The 26,761-nt window shown below is 63.7% G+C and carries 21 protein-coding genes; 10 read left to right on the top strand and 11 right to left on the bottom strand.

Going from position 1 to position 26,761, the window contains the following annotated elements; genetic code table 11:
• Positions 1-158: 158 nt before the first annotated feature.
• Both metK and AC3RCP_RS29755 read right to left on the bottom strand, forming a co-directional pair.
• Positions 159-1,349 (bottom strand): methionine adenosyltransferase, encoded by a 1,191-nt coding sequence (metK, locus tag AC3RCP_RS29760; RefSeq protein ID WP_009045984.1) that lies wholly within the window; start codon positions 1,347-1,349, stop codon positions 159-161.
• A gap of 19 nt (positions 1,350-1,368) precedes the next feature.
• Entirely contained in the window at positions 1,369-2,364 is a 996-nt protein-coding gene (locus AC3RCP_RS29755; protein ID WP_037033913.1) for an ArsR/SmtB family transcription factor, read from the bottom strand.
• A 273-nt stretch (positions 2,365-2,637) separates the two neighbouring features.
• Here AC3RCP_RS29755 and tkt point away from each other — a divergent pair, with 273 nt between their 5' ends.
• The 6 genes from tkt (at position 2,638) to fba (ending at position 9,040) form a co-directional block, all read left to right on the top strand.
• Positions 2,638-4,635, top strand: coding sequence for a transketolase (gene tkt, locus AC3RCP_RS29750; protein WP_007922335.1), 1,998 nt, complete (start codon positions 2,638-2,640; stop codon positions 4,633-4,635).
• 184 nt (positions 4,636-4,819) lie between these two features.
• Entirely contained in the window at positions 4,820-5,875 is a 1,056-nt protein-coding gene (gene epd / locus AC3RCP_RS29745) for an erythrose-4-phosphate dehydrogenase (protein WP_009045982.1), read from the top strand.
• Positions 5,876-5,916: 41 nt separating this feature from the next.
• Complete coding sequence (locus AC3RCP_RS29740) at positions 5,917-7,080, top strand: phosphoglycerate kinase (RefSeq protein WP_101339338.1); 1,164 nt, start codon at positions 5,917-5,919, stop codon at positions 7,078-7,080.
• Positions 7,081-7,111: 31 nt separating this feature from the next.
• Positions 7,112-7,330, top strand: coding sequence for a hypothetical protein (locus AC3RCP_RS29735; protein WP_007922316.1), 219 nt, complete (start codon positions 7,112-7,114; stop codon positions 7,328-7,330).
• A gap of 60 nt (positions 7,331-7,390) precedes the next feature.
• On the top strand, positions 7,391-7,720 hold the full coding sequence (locus tag AC3RCP_RS29730) for an MliC family protein (RefSeq protein ID WP_101339337.1): 330 nt from the start codon (positions 7,391-7,393) through the stop codon (positions 7,718-7,720).
• Positions 7,721-7,975: 255 nt separating this feature from the next.
• The gene (fba, locus tag AC3RCP_RS29725; RefSeq protein WP_003229012.1) at positions 7,976-9,040 is read left to right on the top strand and encodes a class II fructose-bisphosphate aldolase; all 1,065 of its coding nucleotides are present in this window, start codon (positions 7,976-7,978) and stop codon (positions 9,038-9,040) included.
• A gap of 166 nt (positions 9,041-9,206) precedes the next feature.
• Here the strand turns inward: fba and AC3RCP_RS29720 are convergent, their stop codons facing one another.
• Positions 9,207-9,878, bottom strand: a complete 672-nt coding sequence (locus AC3RCP_RS29720) for a polysaccharide lyase family 7 protein (protein WP_007922313.1) — start codon at positions 9,876-9,878, stop codon at positions 9,207-9,209.
• A 320-nt stretch (positions 9,879-10,198) separates the two neighbouring features.
• Between AC3RCP_RS29720 and AC3RCP_RS29715 the strand changes: the two genes are divergently transcribed.
• Genes AC3RCP_RS29715 through AC3RCP_RS29705 form a run of 3 tightly spaced genes read left to right on the top strand, consistent with a single transcriptional unit; the run spans position 10,199 to position 13,194 of the window.
• Positions 10,199-12,322, top strand: coding sequence for a putative bifunctional diguanylate cyclase/phosphodiesterase (locus AC3RCP_RS29715; protein ID WP_101339336.1), 2,124 nt, complete (start codon positions 10,199-10,201; stop codon positions 12,320-12,322).
• A 42-nt stretch (positions 12,323-12,364) separates the two neighbouring features.
• Positions 12,365-12,877 (top strand): M48 family metallopeptidase, encoded by a 513-nt coding sequence (locus AC3RCP_RS29710; RefSeq protein WP_101339335.1) that lies wholly within the window; start codon positions 12,365-12,367, stop codon positions 12,875-12,877.
• 20 nt (positions 12,878-12,897) lie between these two features.
• The gene (locus AC3RCP_RS29705; protein WP_007922307.1) at positions 12,898-13,194 is read left to right on the top strand and encodes a winged helix-turn-helix domain-containing protein; all 297 of its coding nucleotides are present in this window, start codon (positions 12,898-12,900) and stop codon (positions 13,192-13,194) included.
• A gap of 66 nt (positions 13,195-13,260) precedes the next feature.
• Here AC3RCP_RS29705 and AC3RCP_RS29700 read toward each other — a convergent pair whose 3' ends face one another.
• A complete protein-coding gene (locus AC3RCP_RS29700; protein WP_007922299.1) occupies positions 13,261-13,713 on the bottom strand; it encodes a GNAT family N-acetyltransferase in 453 nt (150 codons plus the stop codon).
• Positions 13,714-13,988: 275 nt separating this feature from the next.
• Here AC3RCP_RS29700 and AC3RCP_RS29695 point away from each other — a divergent pair, with 275 nt between their 5' ends.
• Positions 13,989-14,726, top strand: a complete 738-nt coding sequence (locus AC3RCP_RS29695) for a substrate-binding periplasmic protein (protein WP_007922297.1) — start codon at positions 13,989-13,991, stop codon at positions 14,724-14,726.
• Between the two features lie 90 nt (positions 14,727-14,816).
• On the opposite strand, the gene yccS is transcribed toward AC3RCP_RS29695, so the two are convergent.
• The 7 genes from yccS to betA form a co-directional block, all read right to left on the bottom strand.
• Positions 14,817-16,991 (bottom strand): YccS family putative transporter, encoded by a 2,175-nt coding sequence (gene yccS, locus AC3RCP_RS29690; protein WP_087089508.1) that lies wholly within the window; start codon positions 16,989-16,991, stop codon positions 14,817-14,819.
• 369 nt (positions 16,992-17,360) lie between these two features.
• Positions 17,361-18,539 carry a BaiN/RdsA family NAD(P)/FAD-dependent oxidoreductase gene (locus AC3RCP_RS29685; protein WP_007922295.1) on the bottom strand — a complete coding sequence of 393 codons (1,179 nt, stop codon included), beginning with the start codon at positions 18,537-18,539 and terminating at the stop codon, positions 17,361-17,363.
• Between the two features lie 157 nt (positions 18,540-18,696).
• Positions 18,697-20,034, bottom strand: coding sequence for an ATP-dependent RNA helicase DbpA (gene dbpA / locus AC3RCP_RS29680; protein WP_238437657.1), 1,338 nt, complete (start codon positions 20,032-20,034; stop codon positions 18,697-18,699).
• Positions 20,035-20,247: 213 nt separating this feature from the next.
• Complete coding sequence (mdtD, locus tag AC3RCP_RS29675; protein WP_371860917.1) at positions 20,248-21,768, bottom strand: multidrug transporter subunit MdtD; 1,521 nt, start codon at positions 21,766-21,768, stop codon at positions 20,248-20,250.
• A 16-nt stretch (positions 21,769-21,784) separates the two neighbouring features.
• Positions 21,785-23,122 (bottom strand): TldD/PmbA family protein, encoded by a 1,338-nt coding sequence (locus tag AC3RCP_RS29670; protein WP_492570636.1) that lies wholly within the window; start codon positions 23,120-23,122, stop codon positions 21,785-21,787.
• The gene (locus tag AC3RCP_RS29665; protein WP_101339332.1) at positions 23,122-24,564 is read right to left on the bottom strand and encodes a TldD/PmbA family protein; all 1,443 of its coding nucleotides are present in this window, start codon (positions 24,562-24,564) and stop codon (positions 23,122-23,124) included. Before AC3RCP_RS29665 ends, AC3RCP_RS29670 begins: the two co-directional genes overlap by 1 nt.
• Positions 24,565-24,960: 396 nt before the next feature.
• A complete protein-coding gene (betA, locus tag AC3RCP_RS29660) occupies positions 24,961-26,664 on the bottom strand; it encodes a choline dehydrogenase (RefSeq protein WP_492570637.1) in 1,704 nt (567 codons plus the stop codon).
• Positions 26,665-26,761 lie beyond the last annotated feature (97 nt).

Below are 26,761 nucleotides of genomic sequence, written 5' to 3'. Positions count from 1 at the left end.
GCGGGCTGGTTGGACGATGCGCCGGTTTTTCGCGAGCTGGCTTATACCCCTGGGAATCAGGCTGACTCCATAGGCGCGCCCTGCAAATCATGAAACCTTCAGCCACAAAAAAGCCCCGCAAGGCGAACCGTGCGGGGCTTGGGTAAGTGCTGCCGGGATTACAGGTTGGCAGCGGCGCGCAGGGTTTCGGCGCGGTCGGTCTTTTCCCAGGTGAAGGTGGTGAAGGTGTCATCACCCACGGTCTTGGTTTGCGGGGTACGGCCGAAGTGGCCGTAGGCCGCGGTTTCGCGGTACATCGGGTGCAGCAGGTCGAGCATGGTGGTGATCGCGTACGGACGCAGGTCGAACACTTCGCGCACCAGCTTGATGATCTTGTCGTCGCTGATCTTGCCGGTGCCGAAGGTGTTCAGCGAGATCGAAGTCGGTTGCGCCACGCCGATGGCGTAGGACACCTGGATCTCGCAGCGCTCGGCCAGGCCGGCGGCGACGATGTTCTTGGCCACGTAACGACCGGCATAGGCGGCCGAACGGTCGACCTTCGATGGGTCCTTGCCGGAGAACGCGCCGCCGCCGTGACGGGCCATGCCGCCGTAGCTGTCGACGATGATCTTGCGACCGGTCAGGCCGCAGTCGCCGACCGGGCCGCCGATGATGAACTGGCCAGTCGGGTTGATGTGGAACTGGGTGTCCTTGGACAGCAGTTCGGCCGGCAGCACGTGCTTGACGATCAGTTCCATCACGCCTTCGCGCAGGTCTTTGTACGACACGTCAGGGTTGTGCTGGGTCGACAGGACCACGGCGTCGATGCCGACCACCTTGCCGCCTTCGTAGCGGCAGGTGACCTGGGACTTGGCATCCGGACGCAGCCACGGCAGCAGGCCGGACTTGCGGGCTTCGGCCTGGCGCTGCACCAGTTGGTGCGAGAAGGTGATCGGGGCCGGCATCAGCACGTCGGTTTCGTTGCTGGCGTAGCCGAACATCAGGCCCTGGTCGCCGGCGCCCTGGTCTTCAGGCTTGGCGCGGTCGACACCCTGGTTGATGTCGGGGGACTGCTTGCCGATGATGTTCATCACGCCGCAGGTCGCGCCGTCGAAACCGACGTCGGAGCTGGTGTAGCCGATGTCGGTGATGACGTCACGAACGATCTGCTCCAGGTCAACCCAGGCCGAGGTGGTGACTTCGCCGGCGACGATGGCCACACCGGTCTTGACCAGGGTTTCCACCGCTACGCGGGCGTGCTTGTCCTGGGCAATGATGGCGTCCAGCACCGCATCGGAAATCTGGTCGGCGATTTTGTCCGGATGCCCTTCAGACACGGACTCGGAGGTGAAAAGGGAGTATTCGCTCATCTCGACGGTTTCCTAAAATTTACCGATGGTGAGTGTCGCCAGCCGGTCGCTGAAAGTGGCGGACCTGGATCTGGAAACCATTACGTAAACCTACATACAGACTTTCTCCGGGAACCAGTCCCGCAGCGGTGGCCCAGCGGGCCAGATCATCCTGGTCAAACCCCAGCCAGAGATCACCGCAGGCCTCCCTGGCCCAACTCTGGTTGTGGCTGCACAACTCTGTCACTAACAGGCTGCCGCCCGGTTGCAGCAAGCCGGCCAGGCGCTTGAGCGCATCGGCCGGCGCGGCGAAATGGTGCAGGACCATGTTCAGCACCACGCAATCGGCCGCCAGGCTCACGCCATTCAGTGCATCGGCCAATTGCAGGCTGACGTTAGCCAGCGTTTCGCGTTCACAGACCTGGCGTGCCAGTTCGAGCATGGCCGGGCTGTTGTCCAATGCGGTCACCCGGGCGAAGCGGCGGGCCAGTTCCGGCAGGAAACTGCCATCCCCGGGGCCGACTTCGATGGCCGTGGCGGTGTCCGTGAAGTTCAGCTTGTCGAGCAGCGCCAGCACGCTTTCGCGGTACTGGGGCAGTCCTGCGATCAGGTCCTGCTGGGCGCGAAACTTCTCCGCGACCCGTGAGAAAAAGTCCTGGCTGGCGGCCGCCCGCTGGCGGTGCACCAGGCCGATACGCGATTGCACTTCGCCGGGCAGCGTCAGGTTGTCCACTTCATCCAGCAGGGCGGCGTGCAGCCTGCCGCCCAGCAGTTCGGTGTGGGGCAGGGCGCGCCGGTAGAAGATCGCGTTGCCTTCGCGGCGGGTTGCCACCAGGTCGGCCTGGGCCAGGACCTTCAGGTGGTGGCTCATGCCGGATTGGCCGATGGCGAAGATCTGTGCCAGTTCCAGTACGCCGAACGAGTCGTTGGCCAGCGCGCGCAATACATTCAGCCGCAGCGGGTCGCCGCCGGCCTTGCACAGGGCTGCTAGCTCGTCGCAGTCGTCATGGTTCATGGAGGGCGCGCGTAAATTCATAAGGCCAGCAGTCTAGTGACGCACCCCCAACCTCGCAAGATCAATATCAAAAAGTTTTGATATTGGTCGATAGGTGGCACTTAACGCAGGTCCCTGTGTTCTACAAACGAACTGCGGAATGGTTTCATCAGGCGATTGCCCCTTTATCGACCGGAAAAACGCGCCAGAGTCATTATCTGTCATTGCCCCCGCCTACCGGCTGAGGGAAAATGCACGCCTTTTTCCGATTCGTTTTTATTCAACCCGACTTAGATAACCCCCAGGAGATCAGCGATGCCAAGCCGTCGTGAGCGTGCCAACGCCATTCGTGCCCTCAGCATGGATGCCGTGCAAAAAGCCAACAGCGGCCATCCCGGCGCCCCTATGGGGATGGCTGATATCGCCGAAGTACTTTGGCGTGACTATCTGAAGCACAACCCGAGCAATCCATCCTTCGCCGACCGTGACCGCTTCGTGCTGTCCAACGGCCACGGCTCGATGCTGATCTACTCGCTGCTGCACCTGACCGGCTACGACGTCACCATCGACGACCTGAAGAGCTTCCGCCAGCTGCACAGCCGCACCCCGGGCCACCCGGAATTCGGCTATACCCCGGGCGTCGAGACCACCACCGGCCCGCTGGGCCAAGGCCTGGCCAATGCTGTGGGCTTTGCCCTGGCGGAAAAGGTCCTGGCGGCGCAGTTCAACCGTCCTGGCCACAACGTCGTCGACCACCACACCTACGTGTTCCTGGGCGATGGCTGCATGATGGAAGGCATCTCCCATGAAGTCGCTTCCCTGGCCGGCACCCTGGGCCTGGGCAAGCTGATTGCCTTCTACGATGACAACGGCATTTCCATCGACGGCGAAGTCGAAGGCTGGTTCACCGACGACACGCCAAAGCGTTTCGAAGCCTACAACTGGCAGGTGATCCGCAACGTCGACGGTCACGACCCGGAAGAGATCAAGACCGCGATCGACACCGCGCGCAAAAGCGAGCAGCCGACCCTGATCTGCTGCAAGACCACCATCGGCTTCGGTTCGCCGAACAAGCAAGGCAAGGAAGACTGCCACGGCGCGCCACTGGGTGCCGAGGAAATCGCCCTGACCCGCGCCGCGCTGAAGTGGAACCACGGCCCGTTCGAAATCCCGGCCGACATCTATGCCGAATGGGATGCCAAGGAAGCCGGTCGCGCCGTCGAAGCCGAGTGGGACCAGCGTTTCTCCGCCTACTCCGCCGAGTTCCCCGAGCTGGCCAACGAGCTGGTGCGTCGCCTGAGCGGCGACCTGCCGGCTGACTTCTCCGAGAAGGCCGATGCCTACATCGCCGAAGTCGCGGCCAAGGGCGAAACCATCGCCAGCCGTAAGGCCAGCCAGAACGCCCTGAACGCGTTTGGCCCGCTGCTGCCGGAATTCCTCGGCGGTTCGGCCGACCTGGCCGGTTCCAACCTGACCCTGTGGAAAGGCTGCAAGGGTGTCAGCGCCGAAGACGCCAGCGGCAACTACATGTACTACGGCGTTCGCGAGTTCGGCATGACCGCCATCATGAACGGCGTGGCCCTGCACGGCGGCCTGGTGCCTTACGGCGCGACCTTCCTGATGTTCATGGAATACGCGCGCAACGCGGTACGCATGTCGGCCCTGATGAAGCAGCGCGTGATCCATGTCTACACCCACGACTCCATCGGTCTGGGCGAAGACGGCCCGACGCACCAGCCGATCGAGCAGATCGCCAGCCTGCGCTGCACCCCGAACCTCGACACCTGGCGTCCAGCCGATGCCGTGGAATCGGCGGTGGCCTGGAAAAACGCGATCGAGCGCAAGGACGGCCCTTCGGCACTGATCTTCTCCCGTCAGAACCTGCAGCATCAGACCCGCAATGCCGTGCAGATCGCCGAAATCAGCCGCGGCGGCTACGTGCTCAAGGACTGCGCTGGCGAGCCTGAGCTGATCCTGATCGCCACCGGTTCCGAAGTCGGCCTGGCGGTGCAGGCTTTCGACAAACTGACCGAGCAGGGCCGCAAGGTGCGCGTGGTGTCCATGCCATGCACCAGCGTGTTCGATGCCCAGGACGCCGGCTACAAGCAGTCGGTCCTGCCGCTGCAGGTCAGCGCGCGTATCGCCATCGAGGCCGCGCACGCGGACTACTGGTACAAGTACGTCGGCCTGGAAGGTCGCGTCATCGGCATGACCACCTACGGCGAGTCGGCGCCTGCGCCGGCCTTGTTCGAAGAGTTCGGTTTCACCCTGGAAAACATCCTGGGTCAGGCCGAAGAGCTGCTGGAAGACTAAAAAAGCGCGAATGCGGCGGCCTCTGGTCGCCGCATCACTTTGTAGGAGCGAGCTTGCTCGCGATGGTCGTCAACGATAACGCTGGCTATCTGGATAACCGCGTCGTCCTGAAGCCCATCGCGAGCAAGCTCGCTCCTACAATGGTTTTGTATCGCTCATGAAGTTGTCGGCTAACGAGAACCCCATGCCTCAACCGCGTCCCTATAAAGTTGCACTCAACGGCTACGGCCGGATCGGTCGTTGTGTCTTGCGTGCCCTGTTCGAACGGGGGGCTGCGGCCGGGTTCGAGATTGTCGCGATCAACGATCTGGCCGACATGGCCAGCGTGGAATACCTGACACGCTTCGACTCCACCCATGGCCGGTTTCCCGGCGAAGTGAAGGTCGACGGCGACTGTCTGCATATCAATGGCAACTGCGTGAAGGTCCTGCGCAGTGCCACCCCCGAAGGCATCGATTGGGCGTCCCTGGGCGTCGATCTGGTGCTCGAATGCTCCGGCGCCTATCACACCCGTGAAGACGGCCAGCGTTTCCTCGACGCCGGTGCGCCGCGGGTGCTGTTTTCCCAGCCGATGGCCAGCGAGGCGGATGTCGACGCCACCATCGTCTACGGCGTCAACCAGGACTGCCTGACCGGTGACGAGCTGCTGGTGTCCAATGCGTCCTGCACCACCAACTGCGGCGTGCCGCTGTTGCGCCTGCTGGACCAGGCCATCGGTCTGGAATATGTGTCGATCACCACCATCCACTCGGCGATGAACGACCAGCCGGTGATCGACGCCTATCACCATGAAGACCTGCGCCGCACCCGTTCGGCGTTCCAGTCGGTGATCCCGGTGTCCACTGGTCTGGCGCGCGGTATCGAACGGCTGCTGCCGGAACTTGCCGGGCGAATTCAGGCCAAAGCTGTGCGCGTGCCGACCGTCAACGTGTCCTGCCTCGACATCACGATGCAGACCGTGAGCGATACCGACACCGGCGAAGTCAACCGGATCCTGCGCGAGGCCGCCACCAGCGGTCCGCTCAAGGGCCTGTTGGCCTATACCGAGTTGCCGCACGCCAGTTGTGATTTCAACCATGATCCGCATTCGGCGATCGTCGATGCCAGCCAGACCCGTGTTTCCGGCCCGCGGCTGGTGAACATCCTGGCCTGGTTCGACAACGAATGGGGTTTTGCCAACCGAATGCTGGACGTTGCAGGACACTATCTGCAAACAGCCGCACCCAAAGCTGTCTCTTAACTTCCCGTTTCCAAAAAACAGTAACCCAGGAATTGCGACCCATGACCGTGTTGAAGATGTCCGACCTCGATCTGCAAGGTAAGCGCGTACTGATCCGCGAAGACCTCAACGTCCCAGTCAAGGACGGTGTTGTCACCAGCGATGCGCGTATCCTGGCTTCGCTGCCGACCATCAAGCTGGCCCTGGAAAAAGGCGCGGCCGTGATGGTCTGCTCGCACCTCGGCCGTCCGACCGAAGGCGAGTTCTCCGCCGAGAACAGCCTCAAGCCAGTGGCCGACTACCTGAGCCGTGCCCTGGGTCGTGAAGTGCCGCTGGTGGCTGACTACCTGGGCGGCGTCGACGTCAAGTCCGGCGACATCGTGCTGTTCGAGAACGTGCGCTTCAACAAGGGCGAGAAAAAGAACGCCGACGAACTGGCCCGGCAATACGCCGCCCTGTGCGACGTGTTCGTGATGGACGCCTTCGGCACCGCGCACCGCGCCGAGGGTTCGACCCACGGCGTGGCCAAGTTCGCCAAGGTCGCCGCTGCCGGCCCGCTGCTGGCTGCCGAGCTGGACGCGCTGGGCAAGGCCCTGGGCGCCCCGGCCAAGCCGATGGCGGCCATCGTCGCCGGCTCCAAGGTGTCGACCAAGCTCGACGTGCTCAACAGCCTGAGCCAGATCTGCGACCAACTGATCGTTGGCGGCGGCATCGCCAACACCTTCCTCGCCGCTGCCGGCCACCCGGTCGGCAAGTCGCTGTACGAGCCGGACCTGCTGGATACCGCGCGCGCCATTGCCGCCAAGGTCAGCGTGCCGCTGCCGGTGGACGTGGTGGTGGCCAAGGAATTCGCCGAAAGCGCCACCGCTACCGTCAAGCTGATTGCCGAGGTGGCGGCCGACGACATGATCCTGGACATCGGCCCGCAAACCGCGGCGAACTTCGCCGAGCTGCTGAAGTCGTCGAAGACCATCCTGTGGAACGGTCCGGTCGGCGTGTTCGAGTTCGACCAGTTCGGTAACGGCACCAAGGTGCTGGCCCAGGCCATCGCGGAGAGCGCGGCGTTCTCCATCGCCGGCGGCGGCGACACCCTGGCGGCCATCGATAAATATGGCGTGGCCGAGCAAATCTCCTACATTTCTACCGGTGGTGGCGCTTTCCTCGAATTCGTCGAGGGCAAGGTACTGCCGGCGGTCGAAGTCCTGGAAAGCCGGGCCAAGGCCTGAAGCCCCAATGGCCAGGCAAGGGAGTGTTCATATGGTCAAGACGTTACCGCTGTTGATCGTCGCGGGCTTGCTGGCCGGTTGCGGTAGTCAGCCTGCCCAGTCGGAGCCCGAGTCGGGAGAGCCTGAGAGAGGTTGCTATCAGGCCGACTGGCAGGCCGAGACTGCGCCGGTGATCAACAAGCGCATGGGACCCGATGGTCTGGACAAGTACGAGACTCCAGCCAAGGCCAAGGAACATGGTTGCCCTTGACGGGTCTGATTCGATAACGCGTTGTGCTGGCGGCCGTGGGCCGTCAGCCGAGGAACACCGATGAAAGGCTTTATCGCCGTGGCTGCGCTGGGATTGCTGGCAGGTTGCGCCAACTTCGACCTGTTCAAGCCGGCCGAGACGGACAACTGGACGACCTGGGTGTGCGACAGCCAGGCGCAAGTGGTCTGGCGCTACACCGACAGCGGCCGCAAGGAAGTCGATGTGCGGTTGGGCGGGGCCGATCAGGTCTATCGCCTGAAGCTGGAGCCGAGCGGTTCCGGTTCGCTGTACAGCAACGACATGCTGGCGTTTCACGAAAAAGGTGACGAAGGCCTGGTTTACTGGGTCGCCACCAACGATTTGATCGGCCGCGGCTGTAAAGCGCCGTAGGCCGGGAGCCGATGCTGAACCCGTAGGAGCGAAGCTTGCTCGCGATAGCGATCCAACCGTCAACAGGAATGTTGAATGCGATGACCCTGATCGCGAGCAAGCTTCGCTCCTACAGAGATAGGCGCGGCTCGCAAGATTGATGCAGTAACGAATCGGCAGGCCGGGCTGACCCCCGATCTGCAATCACTTGAATAGCAGCCGCCGCTACGGCAGGCTTGCACGATTAACGACCCTCGACCGGGAGAGATACACACAATGGCACTCATCAGCATGCGCCAGATGCTGGACCACGCAGCCGAATTCGGCTACGGCGTTCCAGCCTTCAACGTCAACAACCTTGAACAGATGCGCGCCATCATGGAAGCAGCTGACAAGACTGACTCTCCGGTGATCGTCCAGGCTTCGGCCGGTGCCCGCAAATACGCCGGCGCGCCTTTCCTGCGTCACCTGATCCTGGCGGCGATCGAAGAATTCCCGCATATCCCGGTGTGCATGCACCAGGACCACGGCACCAGCCCTGACGTCTGCCAGCGTTCGATCCAGCTGGGCTTCTCCTCGGTCATGATGGACGGCTCCCTCGGCGAAGACGGCAAGACCCCGACCGACTACGAGTACAACGTTCGCGTGACCCAGCAGACCGTGGCCATGGCTCACGCCTGCGGCGTTTCGGTGGAAGGCGAACTGGGCTGCCTGGGTTCCCTGGAAACCGGCATGGCCGGTGAAGAAGACGGCATCGGCGCCGAAGGCGTGCTGGACCACAGCCAGATGCTGACCGACCCGGAAGAAGCCGCGGACTTCGTCAAGAAGACCCAGGTCGACGCCCTGGCCATCGCCATCGGTACCAGCCACGGTGCCTACAAGTTCACCAAGCCGCCTACCGGCGACGTACTGGCTATCGACCGCATCAAAGAGATCCACAAGCGCATCCCCAACACCCACCTGGTGATGCACGGTTCGTCTTCGGTTCCGCAAGAGTGGCTGGCGATCATCAACCAGTACGGCGGCGACATCAAAGAAACCTACGGCGTGCCGGTTGAAGAAATCGTCGAAGGCATCAAGTACGGCGTGCGCAAGGTCAACATCGACACCGACCTGCGCCTGGCGTCCACCGGGGCGATGCGTCGCCTGATGGCCACCAACCCGAGCGAGTTCGACCCGCGCAAGTTCTTCGGCGCCACCGTGACCGCCATGCGCGACGTGTGCATCGCCCGTTACGAAGCCTTCGGCACCGCTGGCAACGCCTCGAAGATCAAGCCGATCTCCCTGGAAGCGATGTTCCAGCGTTACCTCAAAGGTGAGCTGAACGCCAAGGTCAACTAAGCCTTTGTGTTGAACGAAAAAGCCCGCAGCGATGCGGGCTTTTTTGTGCCTGTGGCAAACACCTCATCGTGCAGGAGCGAGGCTTGCCCGCGACGAGGGCCTGACATTCGCCATGGATGTCGCCAGGCAGACCGCTATCGCGGGCAAGCTTCGCTCCTACAGAAGATCAGGTTTCGTTGTGATCGATATCCAGCTTGTAGAAGGTCACCTTGCCGCCTTCGGTGGTGTAGCCGGTGTTGTCCTGCACGTACACCCCGGCCTTGAAGTACAGCGGCTTGTCGCGCCAGGTGCTGCTGAGCTGGGTGTCCCATTGATAGCCTGCGGCGCTGACGCCCAGGGCACCGCCCGGGCTCAGGTGGATCAGGTAGGAGAACTCGCGGTCCAGCGGCACGTTTTCGGCGACGATGATCACCCGGCTATCGGTATCGTCCGGATGCATGCGGACCTTGGCGACTATGTTGCCGCTCTGGGTGGTGGTCTTGTACTGGTACTCGACCTTCACCAGGGGCTTGGTGCTGTTGTAGGCGTGGATCTGGCCGATGACGATCTTGCCCGTGGACGGCACCTGGTTCACCGCCAGGGTGGCGTAGAGCAGGTTGTCGGCTTCCGGGTAGGTCCAGTTCTTCAGGGTGCCGTTGGAGTAGGTTTCCCGCAGCTCGCTGCGCGGGTAGATGGCGTTGGCGGTGCGGGAACCGGTGACGGGCGACCAGAAGAACAGGGTGCCGGTGTCGGAATGGAAATATTGATCCTTGAAGCCATCCACCAGTCGGGGGGTGTCGATAGTCGCCGGTGGACTGCCTTCGGGAATGCTCAGATTCCAGGTTGCGAGGTCGATCATAGTCAAAGCTTCCCGATTTGATGCCGGATAAAAAAGCCGACAAAGGCTTTAGCCTGCGCTTTTGAAGGCGATCTTTATAAGCGTAGAAGGGACTTTTGTTAATGCCCGTCCGGCGGATAATTGGCGTCAACCATCTGTCAAAAAAACACCTCCACCGGTTTCAGCAGCTATGGGGCTGACCGTTAGTCGGGTGCCTCGGGCTTTGGCTAAATGATGGCGCTGTGACAGCTTCTGCTTTATTGGATCCAGGTCTAGAGTGAAGTCTCAGTATTTGTCCGGCCTTGTTCGCAGGCCGACCCTACACAGACAAGAGAAGCAGCATGGAATGCGCGCAAACTCGGCCAGGTGAAGCCCGCTCGGTCTTGCTGATTGTTGATGATTACCCTGAAAATCTGCTCAGCATGCGTGCACTCCTGCAGCGCCACGACTGGCAGGTCATGACCGCCGCCTCGGGTGTCGAGGCCCTGGGGCTGTTACTGGAACACGACATCGATCTGGTGTTGCTGGATGTACAGATGCCGGAAATGGACGGTTTCGAAGTCGCCCGCCTGATGCGCGGCAGCCAGCGAACCCGGCTGACCCCGATCATTTTCCTCACCGCCAACGAGCAGTCCAAGGACGCGGTGATCAAGGGCTACGCCAGCGGCGCGGTGGATTATCTGTTCAAGCCGTTCGATCCGCAGATCCTCAAGCCCAAGGTGCAGGCGCTATTGGAGCAGCAGCGCAATCGCCGCGCACTGCAGCGCCTGAGCCATGACCTGGAGAGTGCCAGGGCCTTCAATGCCTCGGTGCTGGAGAACGCCGCGGAGGGGATTCTGGTAGTGGATGAGGGCGGAGTCATCCGCTTTGCCAATCCGGCGATTTCCCGCTTGCTCAACGCTCCGGTGAATGAGCTGGAGGGGGCGTGGCTGCTCGACTATCTGCAAAAGCCCCATGTGCCGCAGTGGGCCGAATCCGAGCTGTATGCCAGCTATCGCAAGGGTGAGACCTACCGCCTGCACGACGCCACGTTGCGTACGGCTCCGGGCCAGCAGGTGTCGGTGGCGTTGTCCTGCGCGCCACTGCCGAGCGAGCAGAAGGCGATGGTGGTGACCTTGCTCGACATGTCGGAAGTCCGTCATCTGCACCAGCAACTGGAATACCAGGCAGTGACCGACCCGCTGACCGGCCTGCTCAACCGTCGTGGCTTCTACCAGACCGTGGAAAGCCTGTTGTTGCGCAGCGAGCGCTCCGACAAGTCGGTGGTGCTGCTGTACCTGGACCTGGACGGATTCAAGCGGGTCAACGATTCCCTGGGGCATGACGCCGGGGACCGGGTGCTGCGCTGGGTGTCCGAACAGATAAAGGCCTGCCTGCGTTCCTTCGACATCCTGGCGCGCATAGGCGGCGATGAGTTCACCGCTTTGCTGGAGCTGGAGTTTCCGGAACAGGCGGCGAAGATTTCCGAGAAGCTCATCGAGCGCATATCGATCTGTCAGCAGTTCGATGGCCTTGAGGTCGCGCTGGGGGCCAGTATCGGTATCGCCATCTACCCCGATTGCGGTTCCAATCTGGATGGCCTGATGCGCGCGGCGGACATCGCCATGTACGAGTCCAAGCGTGCCGGGCGCCAGCAGTATCGTTATTACGACCACGAAATGAACGGCCGTGCCCGCTCGCGGCTGATGCTCGAGGAAAGCGTGCGCAGCGCGGTCGAGCACAAGGAGTTCAACCTGGTGTACCAGCCCCAGGTGGCGATTGCCGATGGGCGCCTGCGCGGTTTCGAAGCCCTGTTGCGCTGGCGGCATCCGAGTGTCGGCGATGTGCCGCCGGGGTTGTTTCTGCCGCTGCTGGAGGAGGCGCGGCTGATCAGCCGCCTGGGGAGCTGGATCTATCAGCAGAGTGCGAGCCAGCGGGCGTCCTGGAAAACACTGTTCGCCGAGCAGACCGTGCTGGGCGTGAGCTTGAGCGGCACCCAGTTCGCCATGCCGAACCTCGCCACCGAACTGCGCCAGGTCCTGGAACGCCATGGCCTGGAACCTCGGCAGTTGGAGGTCGAGATCACCGAAGACGCCCTGACCCAGAACCTCGACGAGTCGCGCAAGCAGCTGCGCCTGTTGCGCAGTCTCGGGGTGCGGGTGGCGCTGGATGACTTCGGTTCGGGCGCCTGTTCGCTGGCCCACCTGCGGGATCTGCAGCTCGATACCCTCAAGCTCGACCGTCACTTGATCGCCAGGTTGCCGGATTCGGCACGGGATGCGGCGCTGGCGCGCTGCGTGATCGACCTGTGCAAGGCGTTCGGCGTGCTGGTGATCGCCGAGGGCGTGGAGACCCTGGAGCAGTACCGCTGGCTGCAGGCCAACGGCTGCGAGTACGTGCAGGGCTTCCTGGTGGCCCGGCCGTTGATCGCCGCGGATGCCGAGCGCTTTGCCGAGCCTTTCGACTGGAGCGCGTTGCCGGGTTGAATTCGCTACACTGGCGGCCTTTCGTGATTGCATTGGCGCCCCATGACCGCGTTGAAATACCTCCAGGCCTATCCCGCCACCCTGCAAGAGCAAGTGCGCCAGCTGATTGCGCAAGGGCGGCTGGGCGATTACCTGAGCCAGCGGTACCCCGGCAAGCACGGGGTGCAGAGCGACAAGGCGCTGTACGGCTATGCCCTGGAGTTGAAGCAGGAGTACCTGCGTAACGCCCCGGCCATCGACAAGGTGCTGTTCGACAACCGCCTGGACCTGACGCACCGCGCCCTGGGCCTGCACACCACGATCTCGCGGGTCCAGGGCGGCAAGCTCAAGGCCAAGAAGGAAATCCGCATCGCTTCGCTGTTCAAGGAGGCGGCGCCGGAGTTCCTGCGCATGATCGTTGTCCACGAGCTGGCGCACTTCAAGGAAAGCGAGCACAACAAGGCGTTCTACAAGCTCTGCGAGCACATGCTGCCGGGCTATCACCAACTGGAATTCGACCTGCGGGTCTACCTGACCTGGCGCGACCTGCACGCCAGGGCAGGTGGTTCCGAGTAACCCTGTACAAGGAACGGGCGATGGACGTGAGCAAGACCAAGAGCAGCTTTTACCGCCGGCTGTATGTGGCGTACCTGATCGACAGCGGCCTGGCCAGCAATGTCCCGGCCCTGACCGAGGCCACCGGCATGCCGCGGCGCACGGCGCAGGACACCATCGCCGCCCTGGCGGATCTGGATATCGTCTGTGAGTTCGAGCAGCAGGACGGCGCGCGCAATCATGCCGGCAGCTATCGGATCAAAAGCTGGGGCGCGATCGACAAGGGCTGGATCGAGGCGAACCTGTCGCGGATCAAGACGGTGTTGGAGTATCCCTGAGGGAACTCGGCAGCCGGTCGATGCGAAGGCGAACCTGCTGGCGCCAGCAGGTTCGCGATGACGCTATCAGCTTCGGCGCATGCCGATATGCGGAATATCGTCTTCCAGGTACTCCTCGCCCACGACGTTGAAGCCGTAGCGCCCGTAATACCCCTGCAAATGCGCCTGGGCCGACAGATAGATCGGCATCTGCGGCCAGCGTTTCTGCGCCTGTTTCAGGGCGTGCTCCATCAGTTCATGGCCCAGTCCCTTGCCCCGCGCTTGCGGGGCGATCACCACGCGGCCGATGACCACGTCGCCGCCCTGGGAGGTCGGGTCGAGCAGGCGCAGATAAGCCACCAGCTGGTCATCATCCCAGGCCATCAGGTGGCAGGTGTCGCCTTCCAGGTCCTGGCCATCGACTTCCTGGTAGGCGCATTTCTGCTCGACCACGAAGACTTCGGTACGCAACTGCAGGATCGCGTACAACTGCTCCTTGCCCAGATCGGTGTGGTGTTTGCAGACCCATTCGATTGTCATCGTTTCATCCTTTGGAAAGCGGTGCCCGGATGTTAAGCGCCTGGCGGGTGGCTTGTCTTGTCTGGTGCTGGAGTGGCGTTTCTGTGAGGTAGGTCAAAATGCCATCATCGCATTGGTTCGTGGCGGTCTTCTTTGTGTAATCTGCGCTGAAGCGCTGTGCAGTGGCACCCATAAGCTACTGTTAGGAGCTGGGTCGTGGCCGTCCGCCGGCCGGAGAACCTCGAGTCTGGGCAAAAAAACACGCAGGGCTGTCCGCCCGCTAAGGATCTTTTAGCATGCCGCGATTGCATCGAGCCTTTGCTTTGATCGGATTGCTGTTGCTGGGCCAGAGCGCTTATGCGGAAAAATTGCGATTGGTCGCCGACGTCTGGCCGCCCTTCACGGATGCGACGCTGGTCAACGGCGGGCTGGCCACCGACATCGTCAGCACCGCGCTGGCCCGGGCCGGTTATGCCAGCGAGTTCGAACAGGTGCCCTGGGCGCGGGCCTTGCTTGGCGTCGGCGAGGGGCGTTACGACGTGCTGGTGAATGCCTGGTTCAATGAGGCCCGCACCCAGCTGGGGCAATTCTCCTCGGAGTATCTGGTCAATCGGGTGCGTTTCATCCGGCGCAAGGATGCCCCCATCGAATACACCAACCTCAAGCAACTGCACCAGTACCCCATCGCGGTGGTGCGCGGTTATGCCTACTCCCCCGATTTCGACAGCGATCCAGAACTGCAGAAGGTCCTGGTGCACAACTTCGCGATGGCGGTGCGCATGCTGGCAGCCGACCGGGTCAAGCTGACCCTGGAGGACGAGTACGTTGCCCGCTATTACCTGGCGCGGGAGTCGCCGCGGGTGCGTAACGCGGTGGAGTTCCTGCCCAATTCCCTGAGCGAGAACGGCCTGCATATCCTGGTCAGCCTGAAGAACCCCGCACATGCGCAGATCGTGGCGGGGTTCGATCGAGAGATCGAGGCGATGAAAGCCGACGGCAGCTACGACCGCTTGCTGCGCCAGCACGGGATGTAAGGGGGGCAGCGGCAAGCTACAAGCTACAAGCTACAAGCAAGGCAGTCCGCACCCGTCTTGCAGCTTGAAGCTCGAAGCTTGCAGCTGCTCTTAGGCCGCCTTGATCAGATGCGCCGCCAGGGTCCGCAAGGGGCCCAGTTGGCGGCAGATCAGCGCCAGTTGGGTCTGCACCAGCCGCTGGCCTTCATCGATCTCGTCCGGCATCTGCTCCAGCTCATTGGCCAGGGCCTCTTCGGCATCGCTCTGGATCGCCACCGGCTGCTTGCTCGCCAGGCCCTGGGCGATTTCATCGATGCTGCTGGCCAGGCTGACCCCGGCCCCGCCGATCAGGTGCTCGCGGACTTCCGCCGGCAGCTGGGTTTCCCGATGCGCGCCGAGGCCGGAGAGGTAACTGAGCAGGGTGTGCGAGAGCACCAGGAAGCGAAAGCCCACGTCCGCTTCCTTACGGAAATGCCCAGGCTCCATCAGCATGTTGGCCAGGGTGGTGGACAGCGCCGCGTCGGCGTTGTGGGCGTTGCGCCGGGCCAGGCGGTAAGCCAGGTCGTCGCTCTTGCCGGCCGCGTACTGCTGCATGATCTGCCGCAGGTAGATGCTGTTGCAGGTCAGGGTATTGGCCAGCACCTTGTTCAGGCGTCGGCCCTGCCAGTCCGGCAGGAACAGGAACACCGCCAGGCCGGCGATCAGGCTGCCCAGCAGGGTATCGAACAGGCGCGGCAGCAACAGCCCGTAGCCGTCGCCCACCTGGTTGAAGCAGAACAGCACCATGATGGTGATGGCGCCGGTGGCCAGGGTGTAGCGGGTGGTGCGGTTGGTAAAGAACACCACCCCGGCGGCAATCGCGAACAGCGACTGCACCAGCGGGCTGGGGAACAGGTCGAACAGCGCCCAGGCGACCACCAGGCCGATGGCGGTGCCGATGATTCGCTGGCCCAGCTTGCGCCGCGTGGCGCCATAGTTCGGCTGGCAGACGAACAGGGTGGTGAGGATGATCCAGTAACCCTGGGAGGGGTGGATCAGGTGCACCATGCCGTAGCCGATGCTCAGGGCCAAGGGCAGGCGCAGGGCGTGGCGAAACAGCAGCGACGTCGGGGTCAGCTGGGTGCGCAGGCGGGTCCAGACGTCCTTGAGGTTGCGCGGCGAACGGTCCAGCAGGCTGCTGTCGGTGGCGTCGGCCAGGGCGTCGGGGTTGCTGGCGTCACTGAGCAGGCGGTCGAGGGTGCCGAGGTTGGCGGCCAGCGCCCGCAGCGAACGCAGCAGGCCGCGCCAGGCCGGGTTGCTCTGGATGCGCAGGTGTTCCAGGGAGGCGTGCAGGTCGCTCAGGGCTTCGGCGAAGCTGGCGTCGTAGACGAAGGGCTGGCGCAGCTGGATGGATTCGCCCAGGGCCCGGCAAGCCTTGCCCTGCTGGCGCAGCAGGCGTTGGCAGCGGAACAGTACGTCGCTGTGGAAGAACGCATCGGCCAGGGCGTTGTAGGGGTAGTGGGACGAGCTGGCGCGTTCGTGGATGTCCTGGGCAAGGAAGTACAGCTTCAGGTAGCGGCTGACTTTCGAGCCCGGCCGGCCGTTGCCGACCCGGTGCAGGATGATTTCCTTGGCGGCGTTCAGGGCCGCCACTACCCGGCCGTTCTGCTGCGCCAGTTCCAGCCGGCGTGCTTCCACGTCCAGCTGGCGGATCGGCTCGAACAGCGACGACTTGAGCTTGAGGTAATAGCCCAGCTCGCGGAACAGGCGCGCCAGGCTCTGCTGCACCGGCTGGTTGGAAAACATCGCCTGCCACAGCACCGACAGCAGGCCATACCAGGCGGCGCCGGCCACCAGCAGCAGCGGTTCGTGCCAGAAGTCGGTGACGGCGCCGCCGCGCTGGTCCACGCCGATCATGGTGTAGACCGACAGGATCAGGGTCGCCGAGGCAATCGCCCCGTAACGTTCGCCCAGGGCGCCGAGCATGGTCAGGCCAAAGCTGGCCAGCGCCAGGGCGATGACGAAGATCCAGGGGTAGGGGAACAACAGTTCGACGGAAAGGGCAGCGACGCTGAAACACACCAGGGTCACGGCCAGGGCATTGATCCGGCCTTGCCAGCTGTCGTCGGTCTCGGCCAGGGCGCTGGCGATAATCCCCAGGAACAAGGGAATCAGCAAGGCCATTTCGTCCTGGTACCAGCACAGCGCCATGCTCCCGGTCAGAGCGATGAACACCCGCACGCTGTAGCTGAATTTATCCAGCGCCCAAAGGCGCCGCAGTGACTGACGAAAGCTGGTCGATGACATGAAGTGAGAAAGCCTTCCGGGGCGATGCCGCTAAATTGAGCCAGTATTGACGACCGTGCAATGGGGTCGTCACATCCGACAGCAAATTCTGTTCCCGCTGATGTTCATCGGAACCTTTAGCCGCTGCCGAAGGCTGCGATCGACCCGAAGGGGCGCAGCGATCTGGCGCCCCGAGGTCCTGCGGACCTATCGCAGCCTGCGGCAGCGGCTACAGGATACGGGGAAGCCTTGTAGCCGCTGCCGAGCCCTGCGAGGCTGCGATCGGGCGCGCAGCGGCCGCATAACAGGCGACCGTGTTCGGCCTGTCCCACCGCAGTGGCCGGTTCTGCGGCTCCTGGGGCAGCGGCTACAGGCCAGGTGAACGGCGGATCAGACGTACTGCGCGGCCGCGTAGCCGGAGGCCCAGGCCCACTGGAAGTTGAAGCCGCCCAGGTGGCCGGTGACGTCCAGCACCTCGCCGATGAAATACAGCCCCGGGCTCTTCAGCGACTCCATGGTCTTGGACGACACCTCGCGAGTGTCGACGCCGCCCAGGGTCACTTCGGCGGTGCGATAACCCTCGGTGCCGGCCGGGACCACTTTCCAGCACGCCAGTTGCTCGGCGATCTGCGCCAGTTCGGCGTGGGTGTACTGCTTCATCGGTTTGGAGACGAACCAGTTGTCCGCCAGCAGGCCGGCCATCTTCTTGGTGAAGATCTCGCCAAGCAGGGTCTTCAGCTCGCTGTTCGGGCGTTCGGCCTGTTGCTGTTGCAGCCAGCTTGCGGCGTCGTGGTCCGGCAGCAGGTTGATCTCCACCGTGTCGCCGGATTCCCAGAACGAGGAAATCTGCAGGATCGCCGGACCGCTCAGGCCACGGTGGGTGAACAGGATGTTCTCGCGAAAGCTCATGTCGTTGCAGCTCACCAGGCAGTCCACCGAGGTACCGGACAGCTCGCCGCACAGCTCCTTGAGCTGGTCGGTGATGGTGAACGGCACCAGGCCCGCGCGGGTCGGCAGCAGCTCGTGGCCGAACTGCCTGGCCACCTGATAGCCGAAGCCGGTGGCGCCCAGGGTCGGAATCGACAGGCCGCCGGTGGCGATCACCAGGGATTGGCACTGGAGCTGGCCGAGGGTGGTTTCCAGCAGGTAGCCGCTGTCGAGCTTCTCGATCTGCTGGATCGAGGTGTCCAGGTGCAGCTGGACGCCGACCTGGTCGCACTCGTCGAGCAGCATGCCGAGGATGTCGCTGGACTTGTTGTCGCAGAACAGCTGGCCGAGTTTTTTCTCGTGGTACGGCACGCCGTGCTTGGCCACCAGGCCGATGAAATCCCACTGGGTGTAGCGGGCCAGGGCCGACTTGCAGAAATGCGGGTTGTGCGAGAGGAAATTGCCCGGCTCGGTGTACATATTGGTGAAGTTGCAGCGCCCACCGCCGGACATGAGGATCTTCTTGCCGGCCTTGTTGGCGTGGTCCAGCAGCAGCACCTGGCGGCCACGGCCGGCCGCGGTCAGCGCGCACATCAACCCTGCGGCGCCAGCGCCAATGATCACGACTTCGGTAGAGCGCAAAACGGTGTCCTCACACAAGTGTCGAGGCAACCCCGTTCCCGTAGGAGCGAGGCTTGCCCGCGATGAACGATGATGCGGTTGTACCTGGCAGACCGCGGTGCCTTGATCGCGGGCAAGCCTCGCTCCTACAGGAGAGCAGGCATTGGCCGCGGTGGTATTACAGGATGCGCACGCGCAGCGAACGGCCCTTGATCTTGCCGCTGTTCAGGCGTTGCAGGGCCTGCTTGGCAATGCCGCGGTCCACGGCGACATAGGCCTGGAAGTCGAAGATCGCGATCTTGCCGACCTGGGTGCCGGGGATGCCGGCTTCACCGGTCAGGGCGCCGAGGATGTCGCCCGGACGCACTTTGTCCTTGCGCCCGGCGCCGATGCACAGGGTGCTCATGGCCGGCAGCAGCGGGCCGCCGCCCTGGGATTTCAGGCTGTCGATCTGTTCCCAGTTCAAGGGCGACTTCTGCAATTGCTCGATGGCCTGGGCGCGGTGCGCCTCGGACGGCGCCACCAGGCTGACCGCCAGGCCCTTCTCGCCGGCGCGGCCGGTGCGGCCGACGCGGTGGATGTGGATCTCCGAATCCCGCGCCAGCTCGACGTTGATCACCATGTCCAGGGCATCGATGTCCAGGCCGCGGGCGGCCACATCGGTGGCCACCAGCACCGAGGTGCTGCGGTTGGCGAACATCGCCAATACCTGGTCGCGGTCGCGCTGTTCCAGGTCGCCGTGCAGGCCCACCGCGGACATGCCCTTGGCGGTCAGGTGGTCGACGGTTTCCTGGACCTGCTGCTTGGTGAAGCAGAAGGCCACGCAGGACTCTGGACGGAAGTGGTTCAGCACCTTGACCACCGCGTCGATGCGTTCTTCCGGCGAGATCTCGTAGAAACGCTGTTCGATCTGGCTGTCGGCGTGCAGGGCTTCGGCCTTCACCTGCTGCGGGTCGCGCATGAACTTCGAGGCCAACTGCTTGATGCCCACCGGGTAGGTGGCGGAGAACAGCAGGGTCTGCCGGCGCTCGGGGGTGTAGGCGATGATTTCTTCGATCGGGTCGTAGAAGCCCATGTCCAGCATGCGGTCGGCTTCGTCGAGGACCAGGGTGTTGAGGCCGTCGAGTTTCAGCGAGCCCTTGCGCAGGTGCTGGGACAGGCGGCCCGGGGTGCCGACGATGATGTGCGCGCCGTGTTCCAGCGAGGCGATCTGCGGGCCGAAGGACACGCCGCCGCACAGGGTCAGGACCTTGATGTTGTCTTCGGCGCGGGCCAGGCGGCGGATTTCCTTGGCCACCTGGTCGGCCAGCTCGCGGGTCGGGCAGATCACCAGGGCCTGGCAACCGAAGTAGCGCGGATTGATCGGGTTCAGCAGGCCGATGCCGAACGCGGCGGTCTTGCCGCTGCCGGTCTTGGCCTGGGCGATCAGGTCCATCCCCTTGAGGATCACCGGCAAGCTTTGCGCCTGGACCGGCGTCATCTGGGCATAACCGAGTGAGTCGAGGTTAGCCAGCATGGCGGCGGACAGCGGCAAAGTATTAAAAGCGGTGGCAATGGTGGTCACGGGACGGGCCTGCAAAACAAAATGTCGCGCAGTGTATCAGTCCCGCTCCCTTTACCTGCAATTTCTGGACGAGCGAGCCATCGCTCGCTCCTGTAGCCGCTGCCGAAGGCTGCGATCGGCGGCGCAGCCGACGTCAATCGAGCTGCATGTTTTATCCGATGCGCCTCAGTGCTCGATATGCTCCTGGACCTTCTTCGCCCGTCGGCCGTCCCTGGGCGACAGCTGCAGGAAGATCGCCGCCGCCAGCATCGCCATGATCCCCACCGTGAGGAAGGTCAGCTGGAAGGCGCCGAGCACGGTGTTCACGCCATCGTTGCCGACTTCGGCGGTGAAGCCGCCGAGCAGCGCGCCGGCGCAGGCCACCCCCAGGCTCAGGGACAGTTGCGCCACCACCGATAGCAGGCTGTTGCCGCTGCTGGCGGAAGCGTCGTCGAGGTCGATCAGGGTCACGGTGTTCATCGCAGTGAACTGCAGCGAGTTGATCGCCCCCAGCACCGCCAGCATGCCCAGCAGTAGCGGGTAGGGCGTCTGTTCCGTCACTAGACCCATGCTGGCGAGCATGATCCCCAGCGCCAGGGTGTTGCCGGTGAGGACGATGCGGTAGCCCAGGCGTTCGATCAGCGGACGGGCGATGGACTTGGCGAGCATCGCCGCGGCGGCCAGCGGCAGCATGCTCATCCCGGCCTGGGACGGTGAATAACCGAGGGCCACTTGCAGCAGCAAGGGCACCAGGAACGGCAGGGCGCCGCTGCCGAGGCGGGCGAACAGATTGCCGAGGATGCCTACGGCAAAGGTCCGCACCTTGAACAGCGAAGGCGCGAACAGCGGGTTGTCGATATGCCCGGCCCGCAGCCAGTAGGCCGCGAGGCAGGCCAGGCCGCCGAACAGCAGCAACATCACCCGCAGGTGCGGCAGGTGCAGTTCGCCCAGGCCCTCCATAGCGATGGTGATCAGCACCATCGCCGCGCCGAACAGCAAAAAGCCCAGGCCGTCGAAACGCGTGCGCTCGCTGCCGCGCAGGTCGGGAATGAAGCGCCAGACGGCATAACAGCCGATCGCGCCCACCGGCAGGTTGATCAGGAAGATCCAGTGCCAGGTCAGGTACTGCACCATCCAGCCGCCCATGGTCGGGCCGATCAGCGGGCCGAGCAGCCCGGGAATGGTGATGAAACCCATGATCCGCACCAGTTCCGAGCGCGGGTAGGCGCGCAGCACCACCAGCCGGCCGACGGGCAGCATCAGGGCGCCGCCCAGGCCCTGGATCACCCGGGCGCCGACCAGCATGCTCAGGGAGTTGGACAGGGCACAGAGCAATGAGCCGATGCTGAACAGCAGGATGGCGCCGAAGAAGATTTTCTTGGTGCCGAAACGGTCGGCGATCCAGCCCGAGGCCGGGATCAGCAGCGCCACGGTGAGCATGTAGGCGATGACCACGCCCTGCATGCGCAACGGATCTTCCGCCAGGTCGCGGGCCATGGCCGGCAGGGCGGTATTGAGGATGGTCCCGTCGAGGGATTGCATGAAAAAGGCGATGGCCACCACCCACGGCAGCCAGCGGGCGGTGGTGGCGTCAAGTTCGGCACGGTTGGGCATGGGACCTCTTTCTTGTTGTGAACACCTATCCCCCCTGCAACCGCATCGCGGGCAAGCCTCGCTCCTACAGACACGCTCCCGTAGGAGCGAGATTTGCGTGCGACAGCGGTTACAAGGTCAACGTCAGCCGGCTCACCAGTGCGCCCGGCAATTGCGCCGAGGCGGTCTGGCGCTGACTGTAGGTACTGGCCGACAGCAGCAGCTCGCGCTCCCGGGTCAGGCCTTCCAGGTGCGAACCCAGCAGGCTGTAGACGCTGTCATCGAAACGCATGGTGCTGACCGGAGCCTGGATCTCGCCGTTCTCCACCCAGAAGGTAGCGAAGCGGGTCATGCCGGTCAGGCGCGCCGCCGGCTGGTCCGAGTAGTTCAGGTACCACAGGTTGCTGATGTACAGGCCGGTGCCCAGTTGCTTGAGAATCTCCTGCTGCGACAACTGCCCGGGCGCCATGTTCAACGCGCTGGGGTATTCGCCGCTGCCGGCACCGTTGGTGGCCAGGCTGTATTCGGCGGCGCTGCGCGAGTTGATCAGTTGCCCTTGGGCGACGCCGCCGGCGATCAGCGACAGGTCGCTGCGCGGGTAGCCTTCATCGGAAAACGCCGGGCTCAACGAGCCGCTGACCTGCTCGTCCAGCGACACCAGGGGGCTCAGGCTGGCATCGCCGGCATAGAGCTTTTGCAGCGGGCTGTGCTTGCTGGCGATGGACTGCGCGGAAAACCCGCCCCAGCTCAGCATGCCCATGATTTCTTCCAGGGCCGCTGGCGCCAGGTAGGCGCGATACTGCCCGGGCGCCAGAGTGCGCAACGGTCGTCCGAGAAACGCCAGCTGTTCCCGGGCCTGCTGGAAGCGCTGGGCAAAACCCTGGCTGCTCCATTCGTGCCCGGCGTAGCTGGCTTTGACGGCCTGGCCATTTTCGTGGAACAGGCTGAAATCGAAGTTGAAGCTATTGGCCTGGTGCCAGCCAAAGGCGCCCGAGGAACTGGCAAAACCACGGCTGATGGGACCTGCCGCATAGAACCCCACCAGGTCCAACCCGGCGGCGGCCTGGCCGATTTCGGCCACCACCTGCTCGCTGCTGGGCAGCGGGTGCTCCTGCACATTGTGGGTGTTCCAGGCATCGGGGTTGAGCAGCAGGTACGGGTCCCGGGGCAGCAGCGGCAGGGTCTCGCGCAACTGTTGCAGGCCTTCGGCCAGGCGCTGGACATCGACCTGCGGGTCGCCGGCGAGGGTGATTTCGAGGTCGGCATGGCGCCCGTCGTCGATCAGCTTGAAGCCGAGGCTGGCCTGCTGCACTTGCCCGGCCTGGCGCACCTTGGCGTGGTTGAAACGGATGAACTGCGAAGACTCGGCGGCGTAGCTCAGGGTGAACTGTTCGGGTCCGCGCACGGCATCGCGCAGCCAGCCCACCAAAGCCTTGAACTGCTCGGCCTGATTCAGGGACGTACTCATCAGGCATCTCCTCCAAATACATCGACATGGCTGAACACACAGGCCGGCGAGGCATGGCCGACGCGGATCACCTGGTTCGGTTCGCCCTTGCCGCAGTTCGGCGTGCCCAGGACCTTGAAGGTGCTGGCGTCGCCGACGGCGCTGAGGTTTTTCCAGAACTGCGCGGAAATCGCCCGGTAGTTGGGGTTTTTCACCACGCCCTTGAGTTCGCCGTTCTCGATCAACTGGCCCCATTCACAGCCGAACTGGAACTTGTTGCGCGCATCGTCGATGGACCAGGAACGGTTGGTGGACATCAGGATGCCGTTCTCGATACCGCCGATCAGCTGCGCCAGCGGCTGGTCGCCGGGTTCGATATTGAGGTTGGCCATGCGGTCGATGGGCGGGCGGTTCCAGCTGCAGGCGCGGCTGTTGGCCACGCCGTCGAGGCCGGCGCGAAATTGCGAGAGCGCGCCGCCCAGCGGGCGCAGCAGCAGGCCCTGCTTGATCAGAAACTGCTTGCTGGCGGGCGTGCCGTCGTCGTCATGGCCGTAGCTGGCCAACTGCTCGGGAATGTCCGGGTCGAAGGTCACGTTGAGCAGGCTGGAGCCATATTGCAGGCTGCCGAAGTCGCTGCTTTTCACGAAGCTGGTGCCGGCGTAGTTGCGCTCGTCGCCGAGGATACGGTCCAGCTCCAGCGGGTGGCCGATGGATTCGTGGATCTGCAGCATCATCTGGTCCGGCATCAGCAACAGGTCGCGCGGGCCCTGGGGCGTATTGGGCGCCAGCAGCAATTGCAGCGCCTGGTCGGCGACCTGGGCCCCGGCGCCGATCAGCCCGCAGCGGCTGATCACGTCGGCGCCGCCTTGCTGGCCGAAGTTCTCGCGGCCCAGGCTGCGGGTCTGGCTGTCGCTGCCGTCGTAGGCGGTGACGTCCATGCCCGGGTAGACGAAGCGCTGGGCCTGGCGCAGTTCGGCGCCGGCGCTGTTGAGGTAGATCTGCTCGACCTGGGTGAGGCCGAGGCTGACCTGCCAGTTCACCAGGCGCTCGTCCCTGGGCACGGCCGCGGACTCGTCGCCAAGCAACTGGTAGCAGTCGCTCAGGGAGGGAAAGGGCTGGTCGAGGTTGGGCGAGAAGTAGTCGCCGCGGTCGCTGGACACCGCCTGTTCGCGCAGGTCGAGCAGGGCGTGGGCGGCGATCAGCCGGGCCTGTTGCTCGGCGCGTTGCAGCGCGGCCTGCAGGCCGCTTTGCGACAGGTCGTTGGTGGCGGCGTAAGCCTCGACGCCATTGACCCGCACGGTGAGCATCGCGCCTTCGTCGCGGCTCAGGCTCGGCGGCTCCGCGACGTTCTTGCGCACCGACAGGTACTGGCCGGATTCGCGCACGTAGCGCAGGGAAAAGAATTCGGCGCCCGTGCGCAAGGCAGCGAAGCGCTGCTTGAGCTGGGGGTGGAAATCGAACATCTGAGGAACCTCCATGTGAACAGTCTGGCTGTTGCAGGCCTTATCGAGAGCAAGCGGGCGTCGGGCCAGGGTTTTTCTGTAGGAGCAGCCGGTCGACGCTCGATTGCTCGCGATAAAGCCCGAAGGGCTTGGAAGCCAGGTCGGAAAAGGTGCTGGGGAATGCTGCGAGCGCCTAGATTAGGCCCGTGCGGGGCGCGGTATCAAGCAGGGAGGCGCAGGGAAATGTTGGAGAACTGTAGTCGTGGCCAAGGGCTGTGATTCGGCAATCGGGTTCTTGCCTGGTGAATCGTGGTGGCTGGTTTACGTCGGCTGCGCCGCCGATCGCAGCCTGCGGCAGCGGCTACAGGCCGGATACAGCAAAAAGGCGCCGATCATTGCGATCGGCGCCGTTCGAAGTTACTGCGCGGTAGCGCTCACTTCACGTACCGGCTTGCCACGTACCGGGGCATCGCCCGCCACGTAGTAGGCGGCCTTGCTGCGCGGCAGTGGCTGACGGCCACGGATTTTGTCGGCGATTTTCTCGGCCATCATGATCGTCGGCGCGTTCAGGTTGCCGGTGGTGATGATCGGCATGATCGAGGCATCGACCACGCGCAGACCCTGCATGCCATGCACGCGACCCTGGCCATCGACCACGGCCATTTCATCGGAGCCCATCTTGCACGAGCAGGATGGGTGGAACGCGGTTTCGGCGTGCTCGCGGATGAATTTATCCAGTTGCTCGTCGGTCTGCACCTCGATGCCCGGGCTGATTTCGCGGCCGCGGAAGGCGTCCAGCGCCGGCTGTTGCATGATTTCCCGGGTCAGGCGGATGCCGTCGCGGAATTCCTGCCAGTCCTGCTCGGTGGCCATGTAGTTGAAGAGGATGCTCGGGTAGTCGCGCGGGTTCTTCGACTTGAGCTGGATCCGGCCGCGGCTTGGCGAACGCATGGAACCCATGTGCGCCTGGAAGCCGTGTTCTTTCACACCGTTGCTGCCGTTGTAGTTAATCGCCACCGGCAGGAAGTGGTACTGGATGTTCGGCCATTCGAACTCTTCGCGAGTGCGGATAAAGCCGCCGGCTTCGAACTGGTTGCTGGCGCCGATACCGGTGCCGTTGAACAGCCACTCGGCACCGATGGCCGGCTGGTTGTACCAGAGCAGCGACGGGTACAGCGAGACCGGCTGGGTGCAGGCGTACTGCAGGTACAGTTCCAGGTGGTCCTGCAGGTTCTCGCCGACGCCCGGCAGGTCGTGGACTACCGGGATGTCCAGGCTTTCCAGGAGCTTGGCCGGGCCGACGCCGGAACGTTGCAGGATTTGTGGCGAGGCGATGGCGCCGGAGCACAGCAGCACTTCCTTGCGGGCACGGGCTTCGACGCGCTCTTCGGCGGAGCCGACCAGGTAACGCACGCCAACGGCACGCTTGCCTTCGAACAGGATCTTGTCGGTCAGGGCGTGGGTGACGATGCTCAGGGTCGAACGTTTTTTCGCCACGTCGAGGTAACCGCGGGCGGTACTGGCGCGACGGCCTTTAGGCGTCACGGTACGGTCCATCGGGCCGAAACCTTCCTGCTGGTAGCCGTTGAGGTCTTCGGTACGCGGGTAACCGGCCTGCACGCCGGCTTCGACCATGGCGTGGAACAGCGGGTTGTTGCCGGCTTTTGGCGTGGTCACGCTGACCGGGCCTTCGCCGCCGTGGTAGTCGTTCGGGCCGATGTCGCGGGTTTCGGCTTTACGGAAGTACGGCAGGCAGTCCAGGTAGGCCCAGTCTTCCAGGCCTGGCAGTTTTGCCCAGCCGTCGTAGTCCATGGCGTTGCCGCGGATGTAGCACATGCCGTTGATCAGCGAGGAACCGCCCAAGCCCTTGCCACGGCCGCATTCCATCCGGCGACCGTTCATGTGTGGCTCTGGGTCGGTCTCGTAGGCCCAGTTGTAGCGACGGCCTTGCAGCGGGAACGCCAGGGCGGCCGGCATCTGCGTGCGGAAGTCGAAACGGTAGTCCGGGCCGCCGGCTTCGAGCAGCAGCACGGTGACGCCTTCGTCTTCAGTCAGACGGGTCGCCAGGGTGTTACCGGCGGAGCCGGCACCGATGATGATGTAATCGTATTCTTGGGACATTGAATGCACCCTCTTTGGAGTTGGTCAGGTCTGGCCATGGCGAGTGCTGAGCACTCGATCGCGGGCAAGCTCCGCTCCTACAGGAGATTTGCGTGCT

It is taken from the genome of Pseudomonas sp. GW822-FHT05A08, assembly GCF_058800485.1.
The sequence above is the reverse complement of the archived record's forward strand: the minus strand, read 5'-3'. Positions and strand labels throughout refer to the sequence as shown.

Bases quoted from the DNA above. Each gene is read 5' to 3' on its own strand.
- metK (WP_009045984.1), bottom strand. From the start codon at position 1,349: ATGAGCGAATACTCCCTTTTCACCTCCGAGTCCGTGTCTGAAGGGCAT.
- AC3RCP_RS29755 (WP_037033913.1), bottom strand. From the start codon at position 2,364: ATGAATTTACGCGCGCCCTCCATGAACCATGACGACTGCGACGAGCTA.
- tkt (WP_007922335.1), top strand. From the start codon at position 2,638: ATGCCAAGCCGTCGTGAGCGTGCCAACGCCATTCGTGCCCTCAGCATG.
- epd (WP_009045982.1), top strand. From the start codon at position 4,820: ATGCCTCAACCGCGTCCCTATAAAGTTGCACTCAACGGCTACGGCCGG.
- AC3RCP_RS29740 (WP_101339338.1), top strand. From the start codon at position 5,917: ATGACCGTGTTGAAGATGTCCGACCTCGATCTGCAAGGTAAGCGCGTA.
- AC3RCP_RS29735 (WP_007922316.1), top strand. From the start codon at position 7,112: ATGGTCAAGACGTTACCGCTGTTGATCGTCGCGGGCTTGCTGGCCGGT.
- AC3RCP_RS29730 (WP_101339337.1), top strand. From the start codon at position 7,391: ATGAAAGGCTTTATCGCCGTGGCTGCGCTGGGATTGCTGGCAGGTTGC.
- fba (WP_003229012.1), top strand. From the start codon at position 7,976: ATGGCACTCATCAGCATGCGCCAGATGCTGGACCACGCAGCCGAATTC.
- AC3RCP_RS29720 (WP_007922313.1), bottom strand. From the start codon at position 9,878: ATGATCGACCTCGCAACCTGGAATCTGAGCATTCCCGAAGGCAGTCCA.
- AC3RCP_RS29715 (WP_101339336.1), top strand. From the start codon at position 10,199: ATGGAATGCGCGCAAACTCGGCCAGGTGAAGCCCGCTCGGTCTTGCTG.
- AC3RCP_RS29710 (WP_101339335.1), top strand. From the start codon at position 12,365: ATGACCGCGTTGAAATACCTCCAGGCCTATCCCGCCACCCTGCAAGAG.
- AC3RCP_RS29705 (WP_007922307.1), top strand. From the start codon at position 12,898: ATGGACGTGAGCAAGACCAAGAGCAGCTTTTACCGCCGGCTGTATGTG.
- AC3RCP_RS29700 (WP_007922299.1), bottom strand. From the start codon at position 13,713: ATGACAATCGAATGGGTCTGCAAACACCACACCGATCTGGGCAAGGAG.
- AC3RCP_RS29695 (WP_007922297.1), top strand. From the start codon at position 13,989: ATGCCGCGATTGCATCGAGCCTTTGCTTTGATCGGATTGCTGTTGCTG.
- yccS (WP_087089508.1), bottom strand. From the start codon at position 16,991: ATGTCATCGACCAGCTTTCGTCAGTCACTGCGGCGCCTTTGGGCGCTG.
- dbpA (WP_238437657.1), bottom strand. From the start codon at position 20,034: ATGCTGGCTAACCTCGACTCACTCGGTTATGCCCAGATGACGCCGGTC.
- AC3RCP_RS29670 (WP_492570636.1), bottom strand. From the start codon at position 23,122: ATGAGTACGTCCCTGAATCAGGCCGAGCAGTTCAAGGCTTTGGTGGGC.
- AC3RCP_RS29665 (WP_101339332.1), bottom strand. From the start codon at position 24,564: ATGTTCGATTTCCACCCCCAGCTCAAGCAGCGCTTCGCTGCCTTGCGC.
- betA (WP_492570637.1), bottom strand. From the start codon at position 26,664: ATGTCCCAAGAATACGATTACATCATCATCGGTGCCGGCTCCGCCGGT.